Source organism: Corynebacterium sp. HMSC078H07 (assembly GCF_001812805.1).
Taxonomy (GTDB): Bacteria; Actinomycetota; Actinomycetes; order Mycobacteriales; family Mycobacteriaceae; genus Corynebacterium.
Map to the genome: position 1 here is coordinate 34803 of NZ_KV810517.1, position 18989 is coordinate 53791.

The following is an 18989-nucleotide window of genomic DNA, read 5'->3' on the forward strand; positions in this document are numbered from 1 at the left end:
GTGACCTCACGGCATGTAGTCAATCAACGTGTCCGGTCAGTACAGCTAGCCAACTGCCCCCGTTCTTTTCACCGTGAGGTCTATTACATATACTGTGCGCACATTCCATGTGACACATCACAGGAAATCCCCCGCCGTGGCCCGACTTACAGGCCCCCGTTCATCACTGAGAAAAGGGAATCGGACTCATGATTTCTGCCGTGCTCCGCACCCGCCGCGAGGGCGACCGACCACCGGTCAGCCTGGCTTTAACGCCCACCATCTCTACTACTTAAGGAAACTCAATGACGAACGCTCACACCCCCGTCCCCGAATCCACTGACATCGACGCCGCGCTTATCGACGCCTCCGCGGCCCAAGCCCACTCCTGGCTCGCCTCCACCGCCGACGAGCAGGACCCCGCCACGGAACAGCTTGCGGACCTCCTCCGCAACCCGGATGGCGTGGCCTTCACCATGGACTTCGTGGACCGCGTCATGCGCCCCGAGGATGACAAGGTGGCGGCCCACGCACTGAAATCTGTCACCGCCAGCTACGATGCGTCCTTCCTTGGCCTCATCAACGGCTCCCTCGTGGGCCTCGGTGGCTTCTTCGGCCCAATCCTGCCTAACCTCGTGATGCCGCTGGCCCGCATGCGTATGCGCCAGATGGTCGGCCACCTTGTTCTCGATGCTGAGGGCGAAGCCCTCAACAAGACCCTGGACAGGGCCGCAGAATCCGGCGAGCAGCTCAACCTCAACCTGCTCGGTGAAGCCGTGCTCGGTGATAAGGAAGCCCGCTCCCGCGCTGACCGCACCTTGAAGCTCATCCAGAACCCGCGCGTGACCTACGTGTCTGTCAAGGCCTCCTCCATGGTGGCCCAGCTCAACCCGTGGGACATCGAGGGCTCGCTGGTTCGCCTCAAGGAGCGCCTGCGCCCACTGTATGAAGCCGCGGTCAAGCGCCCGGACAAGGTCTTCATCAACCTGGATATGGAGGAGTACCACGACCTCCACCTCACCGTGCGCCTGTTTACCGAGCTGCTCAGCGAGCCGGAGTTCACCAACCTCGAGGCCGGCATCGTGCTGCAGGCTTACCTGCCCGATACTTTCGACGCCTTGGCCCACCTCGCGGACTTCGCCAAGCAGCGCGTGGCAGAAGGCGGTGCGCACATCAAGATTCGCATCGTCAAGGGCGCCAACCTCTCCATGGAGCACGTGCAAGGGGAAATCCACGGCTGGCCGTCCGCTCCCTACTCCACTAAGGAAGAGGTGGACGCCAACTACTACCGCCTACTCGACTACATCCTGCGCCCGGAATTCGCCGAGTCCGTGCGCATCGGTGTGGCTACCCACAACCTCTACACCGCAGCTTTTGCCCACGAACTGGGCAAGAAGCGCGGCGTGCTGTCCATGATGGATTCCGAGATGCTCCAGGGCATGTCCCCGGCCCAGCAGGCAGCCGTGCGCAAGGCCTTTGACGGCCGCCAGATCCTCTACACCCCGGTGGTGCATATGGAGGACTTCGACGTTGCCGTGTCCTACCTCGTGCGCCGCTTGGAGGAAAACGCTGCCCCGCAGAACTTCCTCTACGCCCTCTTTGCCCCAGAGGAGCAGGCGCTCAAGGACCAGGAGGCGGTCTTCCGCCAGGCCGTCGAGCAGCGCTGGGACACCTTTGCTGGCCCACGCCGCACCCAAAACCGCCTGCAGGAAACCGAACACGCAGCCGGACGCCAAGCACCGCGCACCGGCCGCTTCGCCAACGAGCCGGACACCGACCCAGCCCTGGAGGCCAACCGCGAATGGGCCATCCAGGCGCTGAACACCGACCCCGGTGCCCATGGCGTGGACGAGGTGACGGATGCGGGGGACGTCGACAAGCACGTGGCCCGCGCCGCCGAACTCGGTGCCGAGTGGGGTGCCCGCCCCGCTGAGGACCGTGCCCGCGCGCTCGAGGCCGTAGCTGATGAGCTGGCCAACCGCCGCGGCGAGTTCATCTCCGTCGCCGCTTATGAGGCCAACAAGACCGTCACGCAGACCGACCCGGAGATTTCCGAGGCCATCGACTTCTGCACCTACTACGCCCAGTCCGCGCGCCTGCTGGAGAACTACGCCGCCGAGTTCACCCCGCACCGCGTGACCGTGGTGACCCCGCCGTGGAACTTCCCGGTAGCCATCCCCACCGGTGGTATCGCCGCAGCTCTCGCCGCAGGTTCCGCCGTCATCATCAAGCCCGCGCCGCAGGTGGTGCACTGCGCGAAGCTCGTCGTCGATGCCTTCCGCACCGCACTGGAAGCCCAGGGCCTGGACCCGGATCTGGTCCAGCTCGTCTTCACCGATGAGGGCGAGGCCGGCCGCGCGCTCATTTCCCACGCCGACGTCGACGCCGTCATCCTCACGGGTGCGTCCGATACCGGCCAGCTCTTCCGCTCCTGGAAGCCGGAGATGAACATCATGGCGGAGACCTCCGGCAAGAACGCGCTCATCATTACCCCGTCTGCCGACCCAGACCTGGCCATTCAGGATCTCTACCTGTCCGCCTTCGGCCACTCCGGCCAGAAGTGCTCGGCGTCTTCTCTGGTCATCTTCGTCGGCGCGGCCGGCGATTCCCAGCGTCTGCGCTCGCAGCTTGTCGACGCCGTCGAGACCCTCATCCCCGGCCCCGGTCACGAGATCACCACCACGATGAACGGCCTGGCCGAAGCGCCCGGCGAGAAGCTCCTGCATGGCCTTACCCAGCTGGAGCCGGGCGAAACGTGGCTGATTAAGCCTCAGAAGCTCAACGAAGAGGGCACGCTGTGGTCGCCGGGTATCCGCGATAACGTGCGCCCGGGTTCCTGGTTCCACGTCAACGAGTGCTTCGGCCCGGTCCTCGGCATTATGCATGCGGAGACTTTGGATGAGGCCATCGAGTGGCAGAACTCCACCGGCTACGGCCTCACCGGCGGTATTCACACGCTGGATAACGACGAGATTGACTACTGGCTCGAGCGCGTCGAGGTGGGCAACGCCTACGTCAACCGCGGCATTACCGGCGCGATTGTCCAGCGCCAGTCCTTCGGCGGTTGGAAGCAGTCCGTCATGGGCCCGGGTGCCAAGGCAGGTGGCCCGAACTACGTCGCGCAGTTCGGTACCTGGGCCGATGGCGCGCTGCGCCCCTTCGACGTCGACATCACCCAGCCGGTGGTGTCCCAGCTGCGTGCCTTCGCCAACCTGTCCCTTTCTGATGAGGACACCGCCTGGCTGTGGCGCGCTGCTGAGCTCGACGAGCTGGCCTGGCAGCAGGAGTTTGGCCGCGACCACGACCGCGCTGGCCTGGTCTGCGAGGCCAACGTCTTCCGCTACCGCCCGGTGCTCACCCCGCTACAGGTGCGCATTGGGGCGGATGCCTCGCTCCGTGATGTCGCCCGTCTCGCCCTTGCTGCCACCCGCACCAACTCCCCGGTTCGCTTCAGCGCCGCCCCGGAGAAGGCTGCGGAGCTGCGCGAGCTCGGCTTTGGCGTCGATGGCGTAGCACTCGAGGCTTTTATCCGCGAGGTCTCCAGTCTCGAGTCCGGCCGTGTGCGCTCGGTAGGCTCCGTGGAAGCTGGCGTCTTTGAGGCCGCAGTACAGTCCAACTCCGTGGTGCTGGACCAGCCTGTGCTTGCCGACGGCCGCCGCGAGCTCCTCCCCTTCCTCCTCGAGCAGGCCGTATCGGTGACCATGCACCGCTTCGGCATCATCCGCACGGTGGGCAGCATCCGCGCATAGTTAATTTCCTGCGCTCATATGAGAAGATGTAGCGCATGAGTCAAAACACCGGTGATGCCACCGCTTCGGACGCCCAGAACACTGAGGCCTCCGGCGCGGCGGCGAAACCTATCAATGAAGAAGCCACCCTTCACCCCTCAGAAACCGACGACAAGTCCCGTGTCCTCGGCCGCGATGCCATTTCCCTGGCGAAGATCTGCCTGATCTTCATCATCGTGGTCGCAGGCGTGGGCCTGGCCGGCTACCTGCTGAAATTCATCTGGGTGGGCCTCCTGCCCGTGATCCTTGCCATCCTGGTCTGCACGGTACTTTTCCCGGTGACCGCCTGGCTGCGGGGCAAGAAATTCCCCCGCGCCCTAGCCGCCATCACCACCCTGCTCGGCTTCCTGGCCATCATCGGCGGTGTCTTCGCCGCGATGGCACCGGTCGTGTCCTCGCAGGGAGCAGCCCTGGTCAATCAGGCCGAGGACGGCCTGAACAAGCTCGTCGTCATGGCGAAGGATCTCCCCTTCGAGATTGATGCGGCGAAGGTGCAGGAAGTGCTTGATGACGCCATGGCGTTCATCAAGGGCCAAGCCTCCCAGATCGCTACCGGCGTCATTTCTGGTGTCTCCATGGCCAGCTCCATCGTCATGGCCTTGGCCATCATGCTGTTCGTGTCCTTCTTCATCCTCAAGGACGGCGATAAATTCCTGCCGTGGCTGCGCACCTACACCGGCTACTCCGCCGGCTGGCACGCCACTGAGCTGCTGACCCGCGTGTGGAATACGCTGTCCGGTTTCATCCAGGCCCAGGCTGCCGTGGCGGCTGTCGACGGCCTCCTCATCGGCCTCGGCCTCTGGGCCCTGCAGGTCCCGCTGGCCCTGGTTATCGGCGTGGTGACTTTCTTCGCCAGCTTCATCCCCGTCATCGGCGCGGTGACCGCCGGCGCCTTGGCCGTCATCATCGCACTGGTTTCCGACGGCCTCACCAAGGCCCTTCTCGCCCTGCTGCTCATCATCGTGGTCCAGCAGGTGGAAGGCAACGTCCTCCAGCCGATGCTCCAGTCCAAGGCCATGGGCCTGCATGCCGCCATGGTGCTACTCTCCGTCACGGTCGGCTCTGCCCTAGCCGGCATCATCGGCGCCTTCCTTGCTGTGCCGGTCGCCGCCACCATTGCCGTCGTCTTCCGCTACCACCAGGAGATGGCCAGCCTTCGCGCCGGCGAGATCGAGGCGAAGAACATCAAGATCTCCACCACCGAGGGCCATGACACCGTTATGAAGCTCTACGAGCACCTCGAGGCCAGCGGCGCCCGCTAATCACACAACCGGCTCATGGCTCGAGCTCTCTCGGCCGTGCAACTGCCCTAGTTGCCAAACTTCTCCCCCACCACCCGCGGCGGGAGCAACGGTTTTGGCAACTAGGGCACTTTCCATATGTAGGGCCTAATCTGCGGTGACCGTGCCGAAGGCCACCGCTAGTTCTTCCGCCGCGCGGTCCAGCACAGACGCCCACGTGCCATAGGACTCCTCGTTGGCGGTATCCGAGACCTGCTTGAGCAACGTGCACGGCACACCAAACTTCCGGCACACCGCCGCGATGGCATAGCCCTCCATGTCGCACAGCTCGGAATCCTGGGCAAGGCGCGTGCGGGTTGGGGTATCGGAGATAAAGGAATCACCCGTCGCCAGCGACGCCGTGGGCAACTTACCGGAGGTCTCCAGCTCGATGACCTCCGGAGGGAGATAGCGGGAAACATCGCTGAGCACGTCCAAGTGAAAGTCGTGCTTTCTCACGTGAGAGATCTCGAAGACGCCAGAGAGATCGTCGACAAGCGCGCCCGCAGTACCAATGTTGATGACACGCTCCGGCAGCACCTCAGCCGAGGCCAGCGCGTTCGTCAGCTCAATCGCGGCGGGCACCGTGCCGATCCCCGTGATGAGCAGCGGCGCGCCGTCCGGGACGTGGGAGGCTTCAGCGTCAACGGCGGCAACAAACAAGACATTCTCCATGCCTGCGAGACTACCCGGTGACCCGAGGAATGTTCTCCGCGGCTCTGGTCTGGGGTCCACGGCCGCTTGTAGGGTCTGGAATCACACCGAGACCTCAGAAAGGAGAACACAATGTTCACACCACGAGCTTTCGCCGGAGCAGCACTACTCTGCCTCCCACTCATCGCCTGCAGCAGCCCCAAAGAAGTCCAGGCCAGCCCCGTCGCCGAAGTCTGCGGGGTAGGAAACGCCCAAGCGGCTGTCAACGCCAACATCGCGCAGGTTCCGCAGTGGAATGGCCACAACTGGAAGGTTGTCGATAGCTCCCACTTCGACCCGTGCGCGGAGCTGAGCTGGCAGACCATTTCCGTCGAGGGCGGCACTGCCTCCTCGCCGCACCACATCATGCTCTTCCACAAGGGCCACTACCTCGGTACCGCGACGGCTGAGCCTTATGGTTTCTTCCCGAGCATCGAGCAGGTCAACGGTAGCGAGATTGCCGTGACCTACCACTGGCCGCAGGCAGGCGACGCCAATGCGGCGCCGACGGGCCAGACGCATGCTAGCTTCCGCTGGGACGCCGCCCAGCAGAAGGTCATCATGAACGGCGATGTTCCCCCGAAGGCCTAGATAAGATAGAGCCAGTCGTGCGCCCCACAAGAGGCGCACAATGCGAGGAAGGAACATTAATGTTGAGGCGTAGCTGTGCACTTATGGGTGCTGCCCTTCTCTGCCTCCCGCTCGCCTCCTGCTCCGGCGACGCGGCGCAGGATAATTCGCCGGCGTTCGATACCGTCCACGACAGTGCGACGGACAACGCTCCGGATGACACGGAGAGCACTGAAGACCCTGTGTCGGAACCACCGGCCGCGGGCGCCTCGCCGACGCTTCCTGCTGAGGCCCCGGCAGAAGAAGAGGACGCGGAATCCTGCGAGACTATCGACGCCCACGCTGCCTATGAATCAGGAATCGGCACGATTCCTCCATGGAAGGACAACAACTGGACGCTGGTGGATTTCTCACAGTTCGATCCTTGTGCGGATCTGAGCTGGCAAATCATCACCATCGAGCGCGGAACGGCCTCTTCGCCGTACCACATCATGCTCTTCCACAAGGGCGAGTACATCGGAACCGCCACCGCCGAGCCCTACGGTTTCTTCCCCACCGTCGAGCAGGTCAGCGGCGCTGAGATTGCCGTGACCTACCACTGGCCGCGCGAGGGCGAAGCCAATGCGGAACACACCGGGACCACGGAGGCCGGCTTCCGCTGGGACGATGCCGAGCAGAAGGTCATCATGAGCGGCGACGTCCCGCCGGGAAGCTAAGCGCGGCAGATCGGCCGCTGCAACGCAACCGTTAACGCAGCCGCTGGCCCACAAAGCCCGCGGCCAGCGTGTTGCCGCTGGAGGCATCGATGAGCAAGAAGTTGCCCACCGCGCCACGCGCGGCGTAGTCCTCGACCGGCAGCTCCGCTTGGGTCTGGACGGTGATGTAAGCGATGTCGTTCAGGGAGGCCCTTTCCGGCGACTCGTCGTCGGCCACGCCGTCGAGGTCGAGGACGCGATCCACCGACGCAATACGAGCCTTGACCAGGTCCGTGCCGTAGCGCAGCTTGAGCATCTGGCCTGGTGTGAGGTCCTTGTCGGTAAGCACGACCGCAGTCGCGGCGAACTCGCGGACTGCTTCGGGGCGCTGCGAGCCGGCGAGGAGATCACCGCGGGCAAGGTCGATGTCATCAGCCAACAACAGCACGACAGAATCCCCAGCCGTGGCCTGCTTGCCTTCCGCGAGCGGGCCATCAGCTGTGTCGATACCCGTTACGGTGGTGGAACGCCCGCCTGGCGTCGTCACGGTGTCCCCCACCGCGACGTGGCCGGCCTTCACGCGGCCGGCATAGCCGCGGTAATCGGAAGCGTGCTCGCGGATGACGTACTGAATGGGGAAACGGAAGTCCAGGTCATCGGCGCGCCCGGTTGCCACGGGGACGGTCTCCAAAACATCCAGGACGGTCGGCCCGGAGTACCAGTCCATATTCGTGGAGCGCTTCACGACGTTGTCGCCTTTGAGCGCAGAAATCGGAATAGCCACCGAATCAGTCAAACCCAGGCGCGCGGCGAGTTCGGAGAACTCATGCTCAATGGAGCGGAAGGTGGCCTCGTCGTAGTCCACCAGGTCGATCTTGTTCACGCCCAGCACCACGTGGCGCACGCCCAAGAGCGCTGCCACGTTGAGGTGGCGGCGGGTTTGCTCGACGACGCCATGGCGGGCGTCGATAAGCAGCACCACCACCTGGGAGGTGGACATGCCGGTGACCGTATTGCGCGTGTACTGCACGTGGCCCGGGGTATCGGCGAGGATGAAAGTGCGCTTATCGGTGGCGAAGTAGCGGTAGGCCACGTCGATGGTGATTCCCTGCTCGCGCTCGGCGCGGAGGCCGTCGACAAGCAGCGAGAGATCCATGCCGTCAAAACCGCGGTCGGCAGAGGAACGCTCCATGGACTCCACCTGGTCCGCCAGCACGGACTTGGTGTCATAGAGCAGGCGGCCGACGAAGGTGGATTTGCCATCATCAACGGAGCCAGCGGTGCACAGGCGCAGGGTATCGCGCTGCTTAAGGGCGCTAACATTGGGCGCGAGAGTCATCAGAAGTAACCTTCCTTCTTGCGGTCCTCCATGGCGGACTCGGAGAGTTTGTCGTCGGCACGGGTAGCACCCCGCTCGGAGAGGGTAGACACAGAGATTTCGGCGAGGATTTCATCTGTCGTAGAAGCCGTGGAATCCACCGCGCCGGTGCAGGACATGTCACCTACGGTGCGGTAGCGCACGGTGCGGGTTTCTACCTGCTCGTCCTCGCGGGGCCCGCCCCACTCTCCCGGAGTCAGCCACATGCCGTTGCGCTTGAACACCTCGCGCTGGTGGGAGTAGTAGATGGACGGCAGCTCCAGGTTGCGGGCGCCGATGTACTCCCAAATGTCAGACTCGGTCCAGTTGGAGATGGGAAAGACGCGCACGTTTTCGCCGGCCATCTTGCCGCCGTTGTAGAGGTCCCACAGCTCCGGGCGCTGGCGTCGCGGGTCCCAGCCGCCGAAGGAATCACGGATGGAGAAGATGCGCTCCTTGGCGCGGGCGCGTTCCTCGTCACGGCGCGCACCGCCCAGGACGGCGTCGTAGCCGCGCTCGGCAATGGTCTCCACCAGCGGCACGGACTGCAGCGGGTTGCGCGTACCGTCGGGGCGCTCCTGCAACTCGCCGCGGTCAATCCAGTCCTGGACCAGGGCCACGTGCAGGCGCGCGCCGGATTCCTCAACGAGGCGGTCGCGGAACTCGATGACCTCCGGGAAATTGTGGCCAGTGTCCACGTGGATGAGCTCAAACGGCACGGTAGCGGGAGCAAAGGCGCGGCGGGCCAGCTCGAAGACCACGACGGAGTCCTTGCCGCCGGAAAACAGCAGGCCTACCTTGTCGAATTGCCCGGCGACTTCGCGCAGGATGTGGAGGGATTCGTTCTCTAGGTCTTTAAGGTGTGGTGAAAGAGTCATTATTCGTGCAACCCGCATTCTGTCTTGCCGTCAGCGAATACGCGCCCGGAGCGCGCGTCCTCACCTTCGCCCACCGGGAACGTCAGCGGCGCGCAGCCGATGGAACGGTAGCCCTGAAGGGTGAGGGGGTGGATGATGAGGTCGTGGTCCTTGATGTACGCATCGGTGTCATCGAGGTCCCACGTAATGATCGGGGAAATCTTCAGCCGGCCGGTGCGGTCCAGGCTCAGCGCCGGCGCGGTGGCGCGGTGCTCGGAATCGGCGCGGCGCAGGCCGGTGACCCACCCGACGTACGGGTCCATCGCCATGTTGAGCGGTTCCACCTTGCGCATGCGGTTATACGCCGCCACATCGCGCGCATACAGGCGCGGACCGTAAATCTTGTCCTGCTCCTCGGGGCTCAGAATCGGCAGGACCCTGACCAAGGGCAGGTCCGCATAGCGCTTGGCGACGTCCCCCGCCACCCCCAACGTCTCCTCAAAGTGCCACCCAGTATCGATGAAGAGCAGGTCGGCGTCGAGGTGGGCGCGGTGAGCGAGCTCTGCGAGGACGGTGTTTTCCATAGACATCGTCACTGCAAGCCGGCCCGGCGCGTGCTCGGCGGCCCATTCGGTGATGGTCTCGGCGGAGGCGTCGTAAAGCTTGTCGGCCCAGGCGTCGACGAGTTCTTGGTTGCGCTGGGCCACTGAGGGGTCGAGAGGTGCGGTGTCTCGTGTGCCCTCGGGGCTGATGCTGGGGTCGCGGTAGTCGCCGCGGTCCAGCAGGTTGATCGGTTCGGTCATGGCATCACACTTTAGGGGTGATGGGTGCGGCGCGCAGCCCTACCCGGGGGGCTTAGTGCCGTGAGCTTGGGCACTGGGGAGAATAAAAATTGGCCGTAGTGAACCGAGCGGACTAGATTTACAGACTATACAGTCTATTTTTTCGAACCGAAGGGGTTCTCATGCAGCGTGTTGCCATCGTCGGCGATAGCCCAGCGGCGCTCTCCACCGCGGAACGGCTCATTGCGGCCGGTTTGTGTGTGGACCTCTACTGCGAGCGCCCCGCGCCCTTCGGTTTGCTGCGCCGCTTCGCAGGGCTTTCCGGTGCCGAATCCGCTCCTGCTCCGTGCCCAAAGGGAACAACGCCGAGGCTGCGACTCATCGGCAACGTCCGCGTAGGCAATGGCCCCGGCGCCGATATTAGCCACACGGACCTCAACCAGCTCTCCGCGTCTGGCGACCGCCACCTCGTTTTGCTAGAGCTCATGGCACGTGGCGTGGCCATCACGACGTGGGAAGGCCTATGCCGCCCCACTGCCGACATCGAGGATTGGGCTACCGTCGCGGCCCGCGCCCAGCGCGCCCCGGTCTGCTTCTAGCGCGCGAGCTCATCGCTCGCGCATTACCCTCATCACCACGCGGCCCCCGACTTCACCCTCATCACCACGCGGCCTCCGCCCATGCGCGAGCGCGCGGGCTAGACGCGCGAGCTAGCGCGTGAGCTAGACGCTCACGCGGGGAAACGGATAAAATTGCGCGGTCAATGCTCTTCAGCGGCCCAGCGCAGAAACCGCACGGCCGCCCACACGTATGAAACGCTGGCACATGGAACTCGTTCGCATCCTTTTATCCCGCTCCAAGCCCTATACCGGCTACGTCATCGCGGTTCTGCTCCTCCAAGCGCTATCCACCGCGGCGACGCTCTACCTGCCGTCACTCAACGCCCGCATCATCGACGAAGGCGTCGCCAAGGTCGACATCGACTTCATCTGGCGCACCGGCGGCATCATGCTAGGCGTGGCCTTCGTCCAGGTCACCGCCGCCATCGCCGCCATCTGGTTCGGCTCCCGCACCTCGATGGGCCTAGGCCGCGACCTGCGCTCCGACATCTTCCGCCGCGTCACCCGCTACTCCGCCGAAGACATGAGCCACTTCGGCACCGCTACCCTCATCACACGCGGCACCAACGATGTTCAGCAAATCCAGATGGTCTACATGATGATCCTCAACTTCATGGTCACGGCCCCCATCATGTCCATCGGCGGCATCATCATGGCCATCCGCGAAGACGCCGGAATGTCCTGGCTCGTCATCGTATCCGTCGTCGTGCTGCTCGCCGCGCTCTCGGCAATCATCGTGCGCCTCATGCCACTCTTCCGCGCCTGGCAAGACAAGCTCGACACCATGAACGGCACCCTGCGCGAGCAAATCGCCGGCATCCGCGTCGTCCGCGCCTTTACCCGTGAGGAACACGAGTCCGAACGTTTCCGCGACGCCAACCGCGACCTCACCAACCTCTCGCTCAAGGTGGGCCAGCTGTTCATCCTCATGTTCCCCATCATCACGGTCATCCTCAACGTCGCCACGGGCGCGGTCCTGTGGTTCGGCGGCCACCGCGTGGACGAGGGCCTCGTCGAGGTCGGCTCGCTGACCGCCTTCCTCCAGTACCTGCTCCAAATCCTCGCCGCCGTCATGATGGGCACCTTCATGGCCATGATTTTGCCGCGTTCCATCATCTGCGCGCGCCGCATCACCGACGTTCTCGACCACGCCCCCTCCATCGAGGAACCCACCAACCCCGTCACCCCGGCCCGTTCCGAAGGCGTCGTCGAGCTGCGCAACGTCACCTTCCAGTACGCCGGCGCCGAGGAGCCTGTGCTTCGCGACGTCTCCTTCACCGCCACCCCCGGCACCACCACAGCACTCATCGGCGCGACTGGCTCCGGCAAAACCACCGCGCTTTCACTCATCCCGCGCCTCTACCTGCCCACCGAGGGCCAGGTGCTTCTCGACGGGACGGATGTCGCCGAGATGAAGCGGGGGGACGTCGTCAAGCGTGTGGGCCTGGTGCCGCAGAAACCGTACCTGTTCAGCGGCTCCGTGGCCTCCAACCTGCGCCTCGGAGCCCCCGAGGCGAGCGATGAGGAGCTGTGGGCCGCGCTGCGCACGGCGCAGGCGGACTTTGTCGAGGACCTCGATATGCACATCGCGCAAGGCGGCACGAATGTGTCCGGCGGTCAGCGCCAGCGCCTATCTATTGCCCGCATGCTCGTCGCGCGGCCGTTGGTGTACCTGTTTGATGATTCCTTCTCCGCACTCGATGTGGTCACCGACGCCGCGGTGCGCGACGCCATGCGCGAATACACCGCCGAGGCGACGACGATTATCGTGGCGCAGCGCGTGAGCTCGATTGTGGACGCGGACCAGATTCTCGTCATGGAGGCTGGGCGCATCGTCGCGCGCGGCACGCACGAGGAACTGCTTGAAAGCTCCGAGACCTACCGCGAAATCGTAGAATCCCAGAAGACCGCGGAGGTGGCGTAAATGGCTGAACACGACGCACAAACGGCAGAGCTGGAAGAAAAGACTGGCGAGAACGCCCCGCGCAAGGCCAAGAACTTCTGGCCGTCTGCGAAACGGCTTTTTGGCCTGCTTGCACCGTTCAAGGTGCAGCTTTTCGCGATTGCCGCCATGAATATCGTGTGCGTGCTGCTGGCGGTAGCCGCGCCGAAGGTCATGGGTATGGCCACCGACGTCATTTTCTCCGGCGTTATTTCGCGCCACATGCCGGCGGGGATCTCGAAGGAGCAGGCCATTGAGGCGCTCCGCGCGGGCGGGCAGGACAACTTTGCCGACATGGCCTCCGCCATGGACTTAAACCCCGGCTTCGGCATTGATTTCTCCAAGCTCGGCACCATCATCCTCATTGTCATCGCGATGTACGTGGTGTCCTCACTCTTCCAGTGGTGGCAGGGCTTTTTGCTCAACTCCCTGGTGATGAAGGTGGTCTTCGACCTGCGCGGAGATATCGAGTCCAAGCTCAACCGCTTGCCGCTCAATTACTTCGACACGCAATCGCGCGGCGACCTGCTCTCGCGCACAACGAACGACGCCGACAATATCCAGTCCGCCCTCCAGCAGGCCATCTCGCAGCTGTTTTACAACCTGCTCATGGTCGTGGGCATTACGGTCATGATGTTCTCCGTGTCCTGGCAGCTAGCCCTCGTGGCGCTGCTCGCGCTGCCGCTGACGGCCGTCGTGATTGCGGTCATTGGTTCCCGCGCGCAGAAGCAGTTCAAGGCGCAGTGGAAAGCGACCGGTGACCTCAACGGCCAGATCGAAGAGGCCTTCTCCGGCCACGACCTCGCCACCGTCTTCGGCCGCATCGATGCCATGACGGAAGACTTTGACAAGCGCAACGAGGAACTGTTCCGCTCCGCGTCGCTGGCACAGTTCCTCGCGGGCATGATGATGCCGATCATGCAGTTCATCTCCTACCTGTCCTACGTGGTCATCGCGGTCCTCGGCGCGCTGAAAGTGGCCTCCGGCTCGCTAACTCTGGGCGGTGCCCAGGCTTTCATCCAGTACTCCCGCGAGTTCAACCAGCCGCTGGGCCAGCTCGGTGGCATGATGCAGCAGGTGCAATCAGGCGTAGCGTCAGCCGAGCGTGTCTTCGAGTTCCTCGACGCCGAGGAGGAAACCCCCGAGCAGCCCACCTCCCGCCTAGGCGGCCGCGCGAAGGGCCTCGTCGAGTTCGAGGACGTCGATTTCTCCTATGACCCCGACAAGCCACTCATCCAGGACCTTTCCCTGCGCGTCGAGCCCGGCCAGACCGCCGCCATCGTGGGCCCCACGGGTGCTGGCAAGACCACGCTGGTTAACCTCATCATGCGCTTCTACGACATTGATTCGGGCACCATCCGCCTCGATGGCATCGACACCGCGGAGATCTCGCGCCACGAGCTGCGTTCCCAAGTGGGCATGGTGCTCCAGGACGCCATGGTCTTTGAAGGCACGATCATGGACAACATCCGCTACGGCCGCCTCGACGCCACCGACGAAGAGGTCATCGCCGCGGCGAAGGCCACCTATGTCGACCGCTTCGTCCATTCCCTCCCCGAGGGCTACGACACGAAGATTGACCAGGACGGCGGCGCCATTTCCGCCGGCGAGCGCCAGCTCATCACCATCGCGCGCGCCTTCCTGGCCCAGCCGGCGCTGCTCATTCTCGACGAGGCCACCTCGTCCGTCGATACCCGCACCGAGATGCTCGTCCAGCAGGCCATGAACGCCCTGCGCAAGGACCGCACCTCCTTCATCATCGCGCACCGCCTATCCACGATTCGCGACGCCGACGTCATCATCGTCATGGAGGAAGGCCGCATCGTCGAACAAGGCACACACGCCGAGCTTCTCGACGCCCACGGCGCCTACCGGCGCCTCCACCAGTCCCAGTTCCGCGAACCCTAACCCCGTGCGGTGCTCCCGCACTGCGCGCTAGTCCACGCCCACCGCAATCACCGGCGCGGAGAATCTATCCCCGGTGAGGTTCGCCAGTTCGAGGGTGACGTTGGTGAGGGAGAGGTGGTCCATGAGGGCGTCGGGAAGCGCGGCGTCCGGGACGGGGTGTGGCTGGGGAATGCCGAGCTGGTCGAGGACGTGATTGATATCCCCGGTCAGATCCACGGTGACCGGCACGGTACGCGCGCCTTCAATGGTGGGCGTAGCGGTCAGAGACGTCGCGACGATGCGTACGGACCCCTCCACTGTGGTCTGCGCACCACCGGTGGTGAGTAGTCCATCACCGGCGTTGCCGGGCAGCGTGATGGCGAGATCCCGCGCGTCTAGGCGGTCCCCGGTGAGTTCCAGGACGCGCACCTCGCCGTCGCCGGTCGGTGTCGTGCTGATGGTGGCGCCCACGTTACCCCGCAACGTCACCTCCTTCGCGGTCACCGTGGAGAAACAAGGCTGGTCGGGGGCAACCTGCGCGCTCACGACCTCCACCCCGCCCTTCGCGCTCACCGCGAGGGCCACAGCGGCCGCGATCACTGTGCTCCGTGAGCGCGAAGGGCGGTGTTTACGTATCGCTGGGCTCCCAAGCCAAGGTCAGCGCGCCGCCAACAATGCCGAGCAGCGAGCCAACGAGGAAGCCTCCTAAATTAGACGCCGGCAGGGCGATGACCGCCACGATGATGCCCAGCACGCCAAGATACGTCGCGGTGGCGGGTCGACACCACGCGCCGAGGCCAAACATGACGAGAAGCGCGCCGATGAGCAGCGTGGATACGCCCGACACGGTGGAAATCATGACGAGTAGGTCCGAAATCTGGACCGTGAAGTAGGCGGGCATGGCAATGATGACGCCCGAAAGGATGAGCAGCAGCCCCGGGATGAAAGGCCGCTCGCGGCGCCAGGCTTTAAAGCGCGTCCACGCTGACGGTTCGGGTGCTACAGAGCCAGATTGATCGGCATCGATTGAATCGGGTTCCACGGCGCTCGTTCCTGGAGCGCCACTAGCGTCATCAGCAGGCATGGCCACGGCCCCGCTCCACGGATACGCCCACGTTCTGCGCGGACAGGGTCTTCGCGCCGATGGAGGTGGCGCGGACGTCGTCGGCGGTCAGCGAAACCTGCTTGGAGTAGAGGCCCCAGGTGCCGGGGTCGGCGGCGTCGGAAAGCTGGCGGGCGTCAATACCCACATTGGCGTCCTGCATGACCAGCGAACCTTCGATATCTGAGGCACCGACGAGGAGGTCGGTGGCCTCCACGCTGTTATCGCCCTTGGCCTTGAGCGCGAGCGTGGACTCCCCCACTGCGGGCAGGTCCGTGGTGACGTAAAGGCACAAGTCCGAGGCCACGGCGTGCTCCAGCTTGAGGCGCGCGGTGGGGACGTCCTCCTCACCCTTCTTGTCGCTATCGATGAAGAGGGAAAAGCCCTCGCCCTCCAAGTGGCGCATGTTGACGTTAAAGAACGTGCCCGACAGCGCCAGGTTCGCCGTCAGACCGCCCTGCGCCACCGCAAAGCCCGCCACGCCAAACGCCGCGAAGCCCGCTACTAGGCCCGCCGCGGCTTTCGGCACACTGATTCTGCCCACAACGCCTCCTGAAAAGTTGACCCTCAGAATGATAGCTGAATCCCGACTCCCGGAATTGAGCAGTGAGGCTTTAAGGTAGGAAGCAGCATTGAGCCAAGCAATAAAGGAGCGCGCATGTTCGGCTGGGTTGCCATCGCCGCATCGATCCCGGTGTGGCTGTATTTCTTCTACCGAGTCGGTGTGCTCTTCCGTTTCATCCGCTCCGGTGGACCCACGCAGCTCAACCGCACCGACCGCCCCATGGCGCGCCTCGGCCGCGTCCTCGTCGAAGTCTTCGGCCATACCCACTTCAAAGGCCGACCGCTGGTCAACGCCGCGCACTGGCTTGTCATGGTAGGTTTCCTCTTCGGCATTCTGGTGTGGTTTGAGGCCTATATCCAAACCTTCGCGCCCGATAAAGGCTGGCCGTGGCTCAGCGACTGGCCGGTCTATCACTTCATCGAGGAGGTCCTCGGCATCGCAACGGTGCTGGGCATTGGCTTCCTCGCCGCAGTACGCCTCAAGCTCGGCCACACTGAGCGCGGCAGCCGCTTCTACAATTCGCAGGTCTTCCCAGCGCACTTGGTGGAGGCCATCGTGTTTGTCGAGGGCCTCGGCATGCTCCTGGTCAAGGCGTCCTCCATCGCGACGTTTGGCGGTGGGTCGCCGTGGGCTGATTTCTTGACGGTGCATGTGGCGGGGGTGATGGGGGCGTCGCCAAGCATGGTGCAATTCTTTGCCCTGGTGAAGCTGCTGTCGGGCCTTCTCTTCATCGCCTGCATCGCCCGCTACTTCCAGTGGGGTGTGATGTGGCACCGTTTTATGGCGTTCTTCAACATCTTCTTCCAGCGCAACGCCGACGGTGCAAAGGCGCTGGGTGCTGTGCCCACGCCGGACCTGGAGGACCTCGAGCCGGGGAGCTGGAAAATGCTTCTCGACGCCTCCTCCTGCACCGAATGCGGCCGGTGCCAGGACCTGTGCCCCGCGTGGAATACCGGCAAGCCGCTGAGTCCGAAGAAAGTCATGATGGACCTGCGCCAGGGTGCGCTGGATAATTACAACCCGCACGAGGGACTCAACGTGCTGGCGATGGCGGGCACGATTGATGATGACGTCCTGTGGTCCTGCACCAACTGTGGTGCGTGCGTGGACCAGTGCCCGGTGGATATCGAGCACATCGACCACATCGCGGACCTGCGCCGTTTCAAGGTTCTGGCGGAGTCTGACTTCCCGTCGGAGCTGACCGGGCTGTTTAAGAACATGGAAACGAAGGGCAACCCGTGGGGCCGCAACGCCTCGGAGCGCCGCGCGTGGATTGACCAGGCGCGCGCCGACGGCATTGAGGTGCCGATTATCGGCGAGGACGCTACGGATTTTTCCGACCTCGAGTACCTGTTCTGGGTCGGCTGCGCCGGTGCCTACGACGACAAGGGCCGCGCCACGACGCGCGCGGTGGTGGACATGCTGCACACCGCCGGCGTGAAATTCGGCGTGCTGGCCACGGGCGAGACCTGCACGGGTGACCCGGCGCGCCGTGCCGGCAATGAGTTCCTGTTCCAGGTAATGGCGGAGCAGAATGTTGCCGCGCTTAACGACGCCTTCCACGGCGTCCCCCAAGGCCAACGCAAGATCATCACCACGTGTCCACACTGTTTTAATACGATTCGCAACGAATACCCCGATTTCGACGGCCACTTTGATGTGCTGCACCATACGCAGCTGCTCAACCGTTTGGTGCGCGAAAAGTTGCTCGTGCCGGTGCCACGTTCGCCGGAGAATCGCCGCCCCGTCACGTATCACGATCCCTGCTTCCTGGGCCGTCATAACAAGGTTTTCGACCCGCCACGTGAACTCGTGGAAGCGACTGGCGCAACGCTTGCGGAAATGGACCACAACCGTGACGAAGCTTTCTGTTGTGGTGCCGGTGGTGCGCGTATGTTCATGGAAGAAAACCTGGGCAAGCGCGTCAATGAGTTCCGTTCGGAGCAGGCAGTGGCCACCGGTGCTTCTGAGATCGCAACCGGTTGCCCGTTCTGTAACGTCATGCTCACCGGTGGTGTGAAGTCCGTTGCGCCGGAAACCCAGGTCAGCGATGTAGCGCTTATGCTTCGCGACGCCATCGCCCCCTCCGGCACTCTCCCCGCCCCGCGCGAGAAGGCTTTCCTCGATACGCCGCGTCGTCTGTCCCCTGCCGCACCGTCCGACCCCACCGCTTCTTCGCGACCTAACGACTCGTCGGTGCCCGACACTTCCGCGCCCGCCGTTGCCGCCGATGCGCCCACCACCCCAGAGCCTCTAGAATCTCCCGCTCCGACGCCTCCAACCCCAGCGGCGACTCCTGCAGCTCCCGCCACCCCGCCAGCTCCATCTGCCCCTTCCGCGCCTTCGGCCCCTGCCACGCCAAGCGCACCAACAGCTCCGGCTGCTCCCTCCACTCCGTCGGTGCCCACAGCACCCAGTGCCCCCACGGACTCTTCCACCCCGTCCGCACCTGCTACTCCGAAGCCACCTAGCGCTCCGGCAGCAACAAAGGCGCCAACCGCACCGTCCGCGCCCGCGGCCCCTGCAGCTCCCGCCACGCCGCCGGCTCCAACCGCCCCATCCGTGCCAAGCGCACCTGCGGTGCCGGAAGCGCCGAAGGCAGCGGAGACTCCTCGTGCGCCAGGAGCGCCGAAGGCTCCAGCAGCGCCCGCTGCGCCGGATGTACCGAGTGCCCCGGCGGCGCCTAAGGCTCCGAGCGCGCCAACAGCACCCCAGGCACCTGCGGCACCCGCGGCGCCGAAGGCACCAAGCGCGCCGAAAGCCCCCGAAGTGCCGGTGGCGCCGGGGGCGTCGGAAAGCGTGGCACAGGCCCCGAAGCCACCGAGCCAGGACTAGTTTTTAAACTAGGCGCGATTGGGGCGGCACGGGTAGT

Annotated in this window: 15 protein-coding genes; 8 read left to right on the forward strand and 7 right to left on the reverse strand. The window is 64.3% G+C overall.

Going from position 1 to position 18989, the window contains the following annotated elements; translation table 11 throughout:
* The first annotated feature begins 284 nt into the window (after positions 1-284).
* Complete coding sequence (locus HMPREF2875_RS11395) at positions 285-3728, forward strand: proline dehydrogenase family protein (protein ID WP_070673261.1); 3444 nt, start codon at positions 285-287, stop codon at positions 3726-3728.
* A gap of 35 nt (positions 3729-3763) precedes the next feature.
* Positions 3764-5029, forward strand: a complete 1266-nt coding sequence (locus HMPREF2875_RS11400) for an AI-2E family transporter (RefSeq protein ID WP_246817107.1) — start codon at positions 3764-3766, stop codon at positions 5027-5029.
* Between the two features lie 126 nt (positions 5030-5155).
* Here HMPREF2875_RS11400 and HMPREF2875_RS11405 read toward each other — a convergent pair whose 3' ends face one another.
* On the reverse strand, positions 5156-5722 hold the full coding sequence (locus HMPREF2875_RS11405; protein ID WP_070673263.1) for a nucleosidase: 567 nt from the start codon (positions 5720-5722) through the stop codon (positions 5156-5158).
* 111 nt (positions 5723-5833) lie between these two features.
* Between HMPREF2875_RS11405 and HMPREF2875_RS11410 the strand changes: the two genes are divergently transcribed.
* Positions 5834-6331, forward strand: coding sequence for an LppP/LprE family lipoprotein (locus HMPREF2875_RS11410; RefSeq protein ID WP_070673265.1), 498 nt, complete (start codon positions 5834-5836; stop codon positions 6329-6331).
* Between the two features lie 59 nt (positions 6332-6390).
* Entirely contained in the window at positions 6391-7026 is a 636-nt protein-coding gene (locus HMPREF2875_RS11415) for an LppP/LprE family lipoprotein (RefSeq protein ID WP_070673267.1), read from the forward strand.
* Positions 7027-7057: 31 nt separating this feature from the next.
* Here HMPREF2875_RS11415 and HMPREF2875_RS11420 read toward each other — a convergent pair whose 3' ends face one another.
* From HMPREF2875_RS11420 to HMPREF2875_RS11430, 3 genes are read right to left on the reverse strand one after another with little or no spacing between them, the layout of a single operon-like run.
* Positions 7058-8344, reverse strand: coding sequence for a sulfate adenylyltransferase subunit 1 (locus HMPREF2875_RS11420; protein WP_070673269.1), 1287 nt, complete (start codon positions 8342-8344; stop codon positions 7058-7060).
* Positions 8344-9240: a sulfate adenylyltransferase subunit CysD gene (cysD, locus tag HMPREF2875_RS11425; protein ID WP_070673271.1), complete on the reverse strand. Its 897-nt coding sequence runs from the start codon at positions 9238-9240 to the stop codon at positions 8344-8346. Before cysD ends, HMPREF2875_RS11420 begins: the two co-directional genes overlap by 1 nt.
* Entirely contained in the window at positions 9240-10022 is a 783-nt protein-coding gene (locus HMPREF2875_RS11430) for a phosphoadenylyl-sulfate reductase (protein ID WP_070673273.1), read from the reverse strand. Before HMPREF2875_RS11430 ends, cysD begins: the two co-directional genes overlap by 1 nt.
* A 161-nt stretch (positions 10023-10183) precedes the next feature.
* On the opposite strand from HMPREF2875_RS11430, the gene HMPREF2875_RS11435 reads away from it, so the two are divergent.
* The 3 genes from HMPREF2875_RS11435 to HMPREF2875_RS11445 all read left to right on the forward strand — a co-directional run bounded on the left by HMPREF2875_RS11435 (position 10184) and on the right by HMPREF2875_RS11445 (position 14471).
* Complete coding sequence (locus tag HMPREF2875_RS11435; protein WP_070673275.1) at positions 10184-10600, forward strand: methylenetetrahydrofolate--tRNA-(uracil-5-)-methyltransferase; 417 nt, start codon at positions 10184-10186, stop codon at positions 10598-10600.
* A 226-nt stretch (positions 10601-10826) separates the two neighbouring features.
* Complete coding sequence (locus HMPREF2875_RS11440; protein WP_070673277.1) at positions 10827-12545, forward strand: ABC transporter ATP-binding protein; 1719 nt, start codon at positions 10827-10829, stop codon at positions 12543-12545.
* Positions 12546-14471, forward strand: coding sequence for an ABC transporter ATP-binding protein (locus tag HMPREF2875_RS11445; RefSeq protein ID WP_070673279.1), 1926 nt, complete (start codon positions 12546-12548; stop codon positions 14469-14471).
* Positions 14472-14498: 27 nt separating this feature from the next.
* Here HMPREF2875_RS11445 and HMPREF2875_RS11450 read toward each other — a convergent pair whose 3' ends face one another.
* From HMPREF2875_RS11450 to HMPREF2875_RS11460, 3 genes are read right to left on the reverse strand one after another with little or no spacing between them, the layout of a single operon-like run.
* Entirely contained in the window at positions 14499-15050 is a 552-nt protein-coding gene (locus tag HMPREF2875_RS11450) for a hypothetical protein (protein ID WP_141754624.1), read from the reverse strand.
* A 28-nt stretch (positions 15051-15078) separates the two neighbouring features.
* Positions 15079-15492: a DUF6114 domain-containing protein gene (locus HMPREF2875_RS11455; protein WP_070673416.1), complete on the reverse strand. Its 414-nt coding sequence runs from the start codon at positions 15490-15492 to the stop codon at positions 15079-15081.
* A gap of 31 nt (positions 15493-15523) precedes the next feature.
* Positions 15524-16096, reverse strand: coding sequence for a DUF6230 family protein (locus tag HMPREF2875_RS11460; protein ID WP_070673283.1), 573 nt, complete (start codon positions 16094-16096; stop codon positions 15524-15526).
* A 114-nt stretch (positions 16097-16210) separates the two neighbouring features.
* Here HMPREF2875_RS11460 and HMPREF2875_RS11465 point away from each other — a divergent pair, with 114 nt between their 5' ends.
* Positions 16211-18952 (forward strand): (Fe-S)-binding protein, encoded by a 2742-nt coding sequence (locus HMPREF2875_RS11465; protein WP_070673285.1) that lies wholly within the window; start codon positions 16211-16213, stop codon positions 18950-18952.
* Positions 18953-18989: the final 37 nt, after the last annotated feature.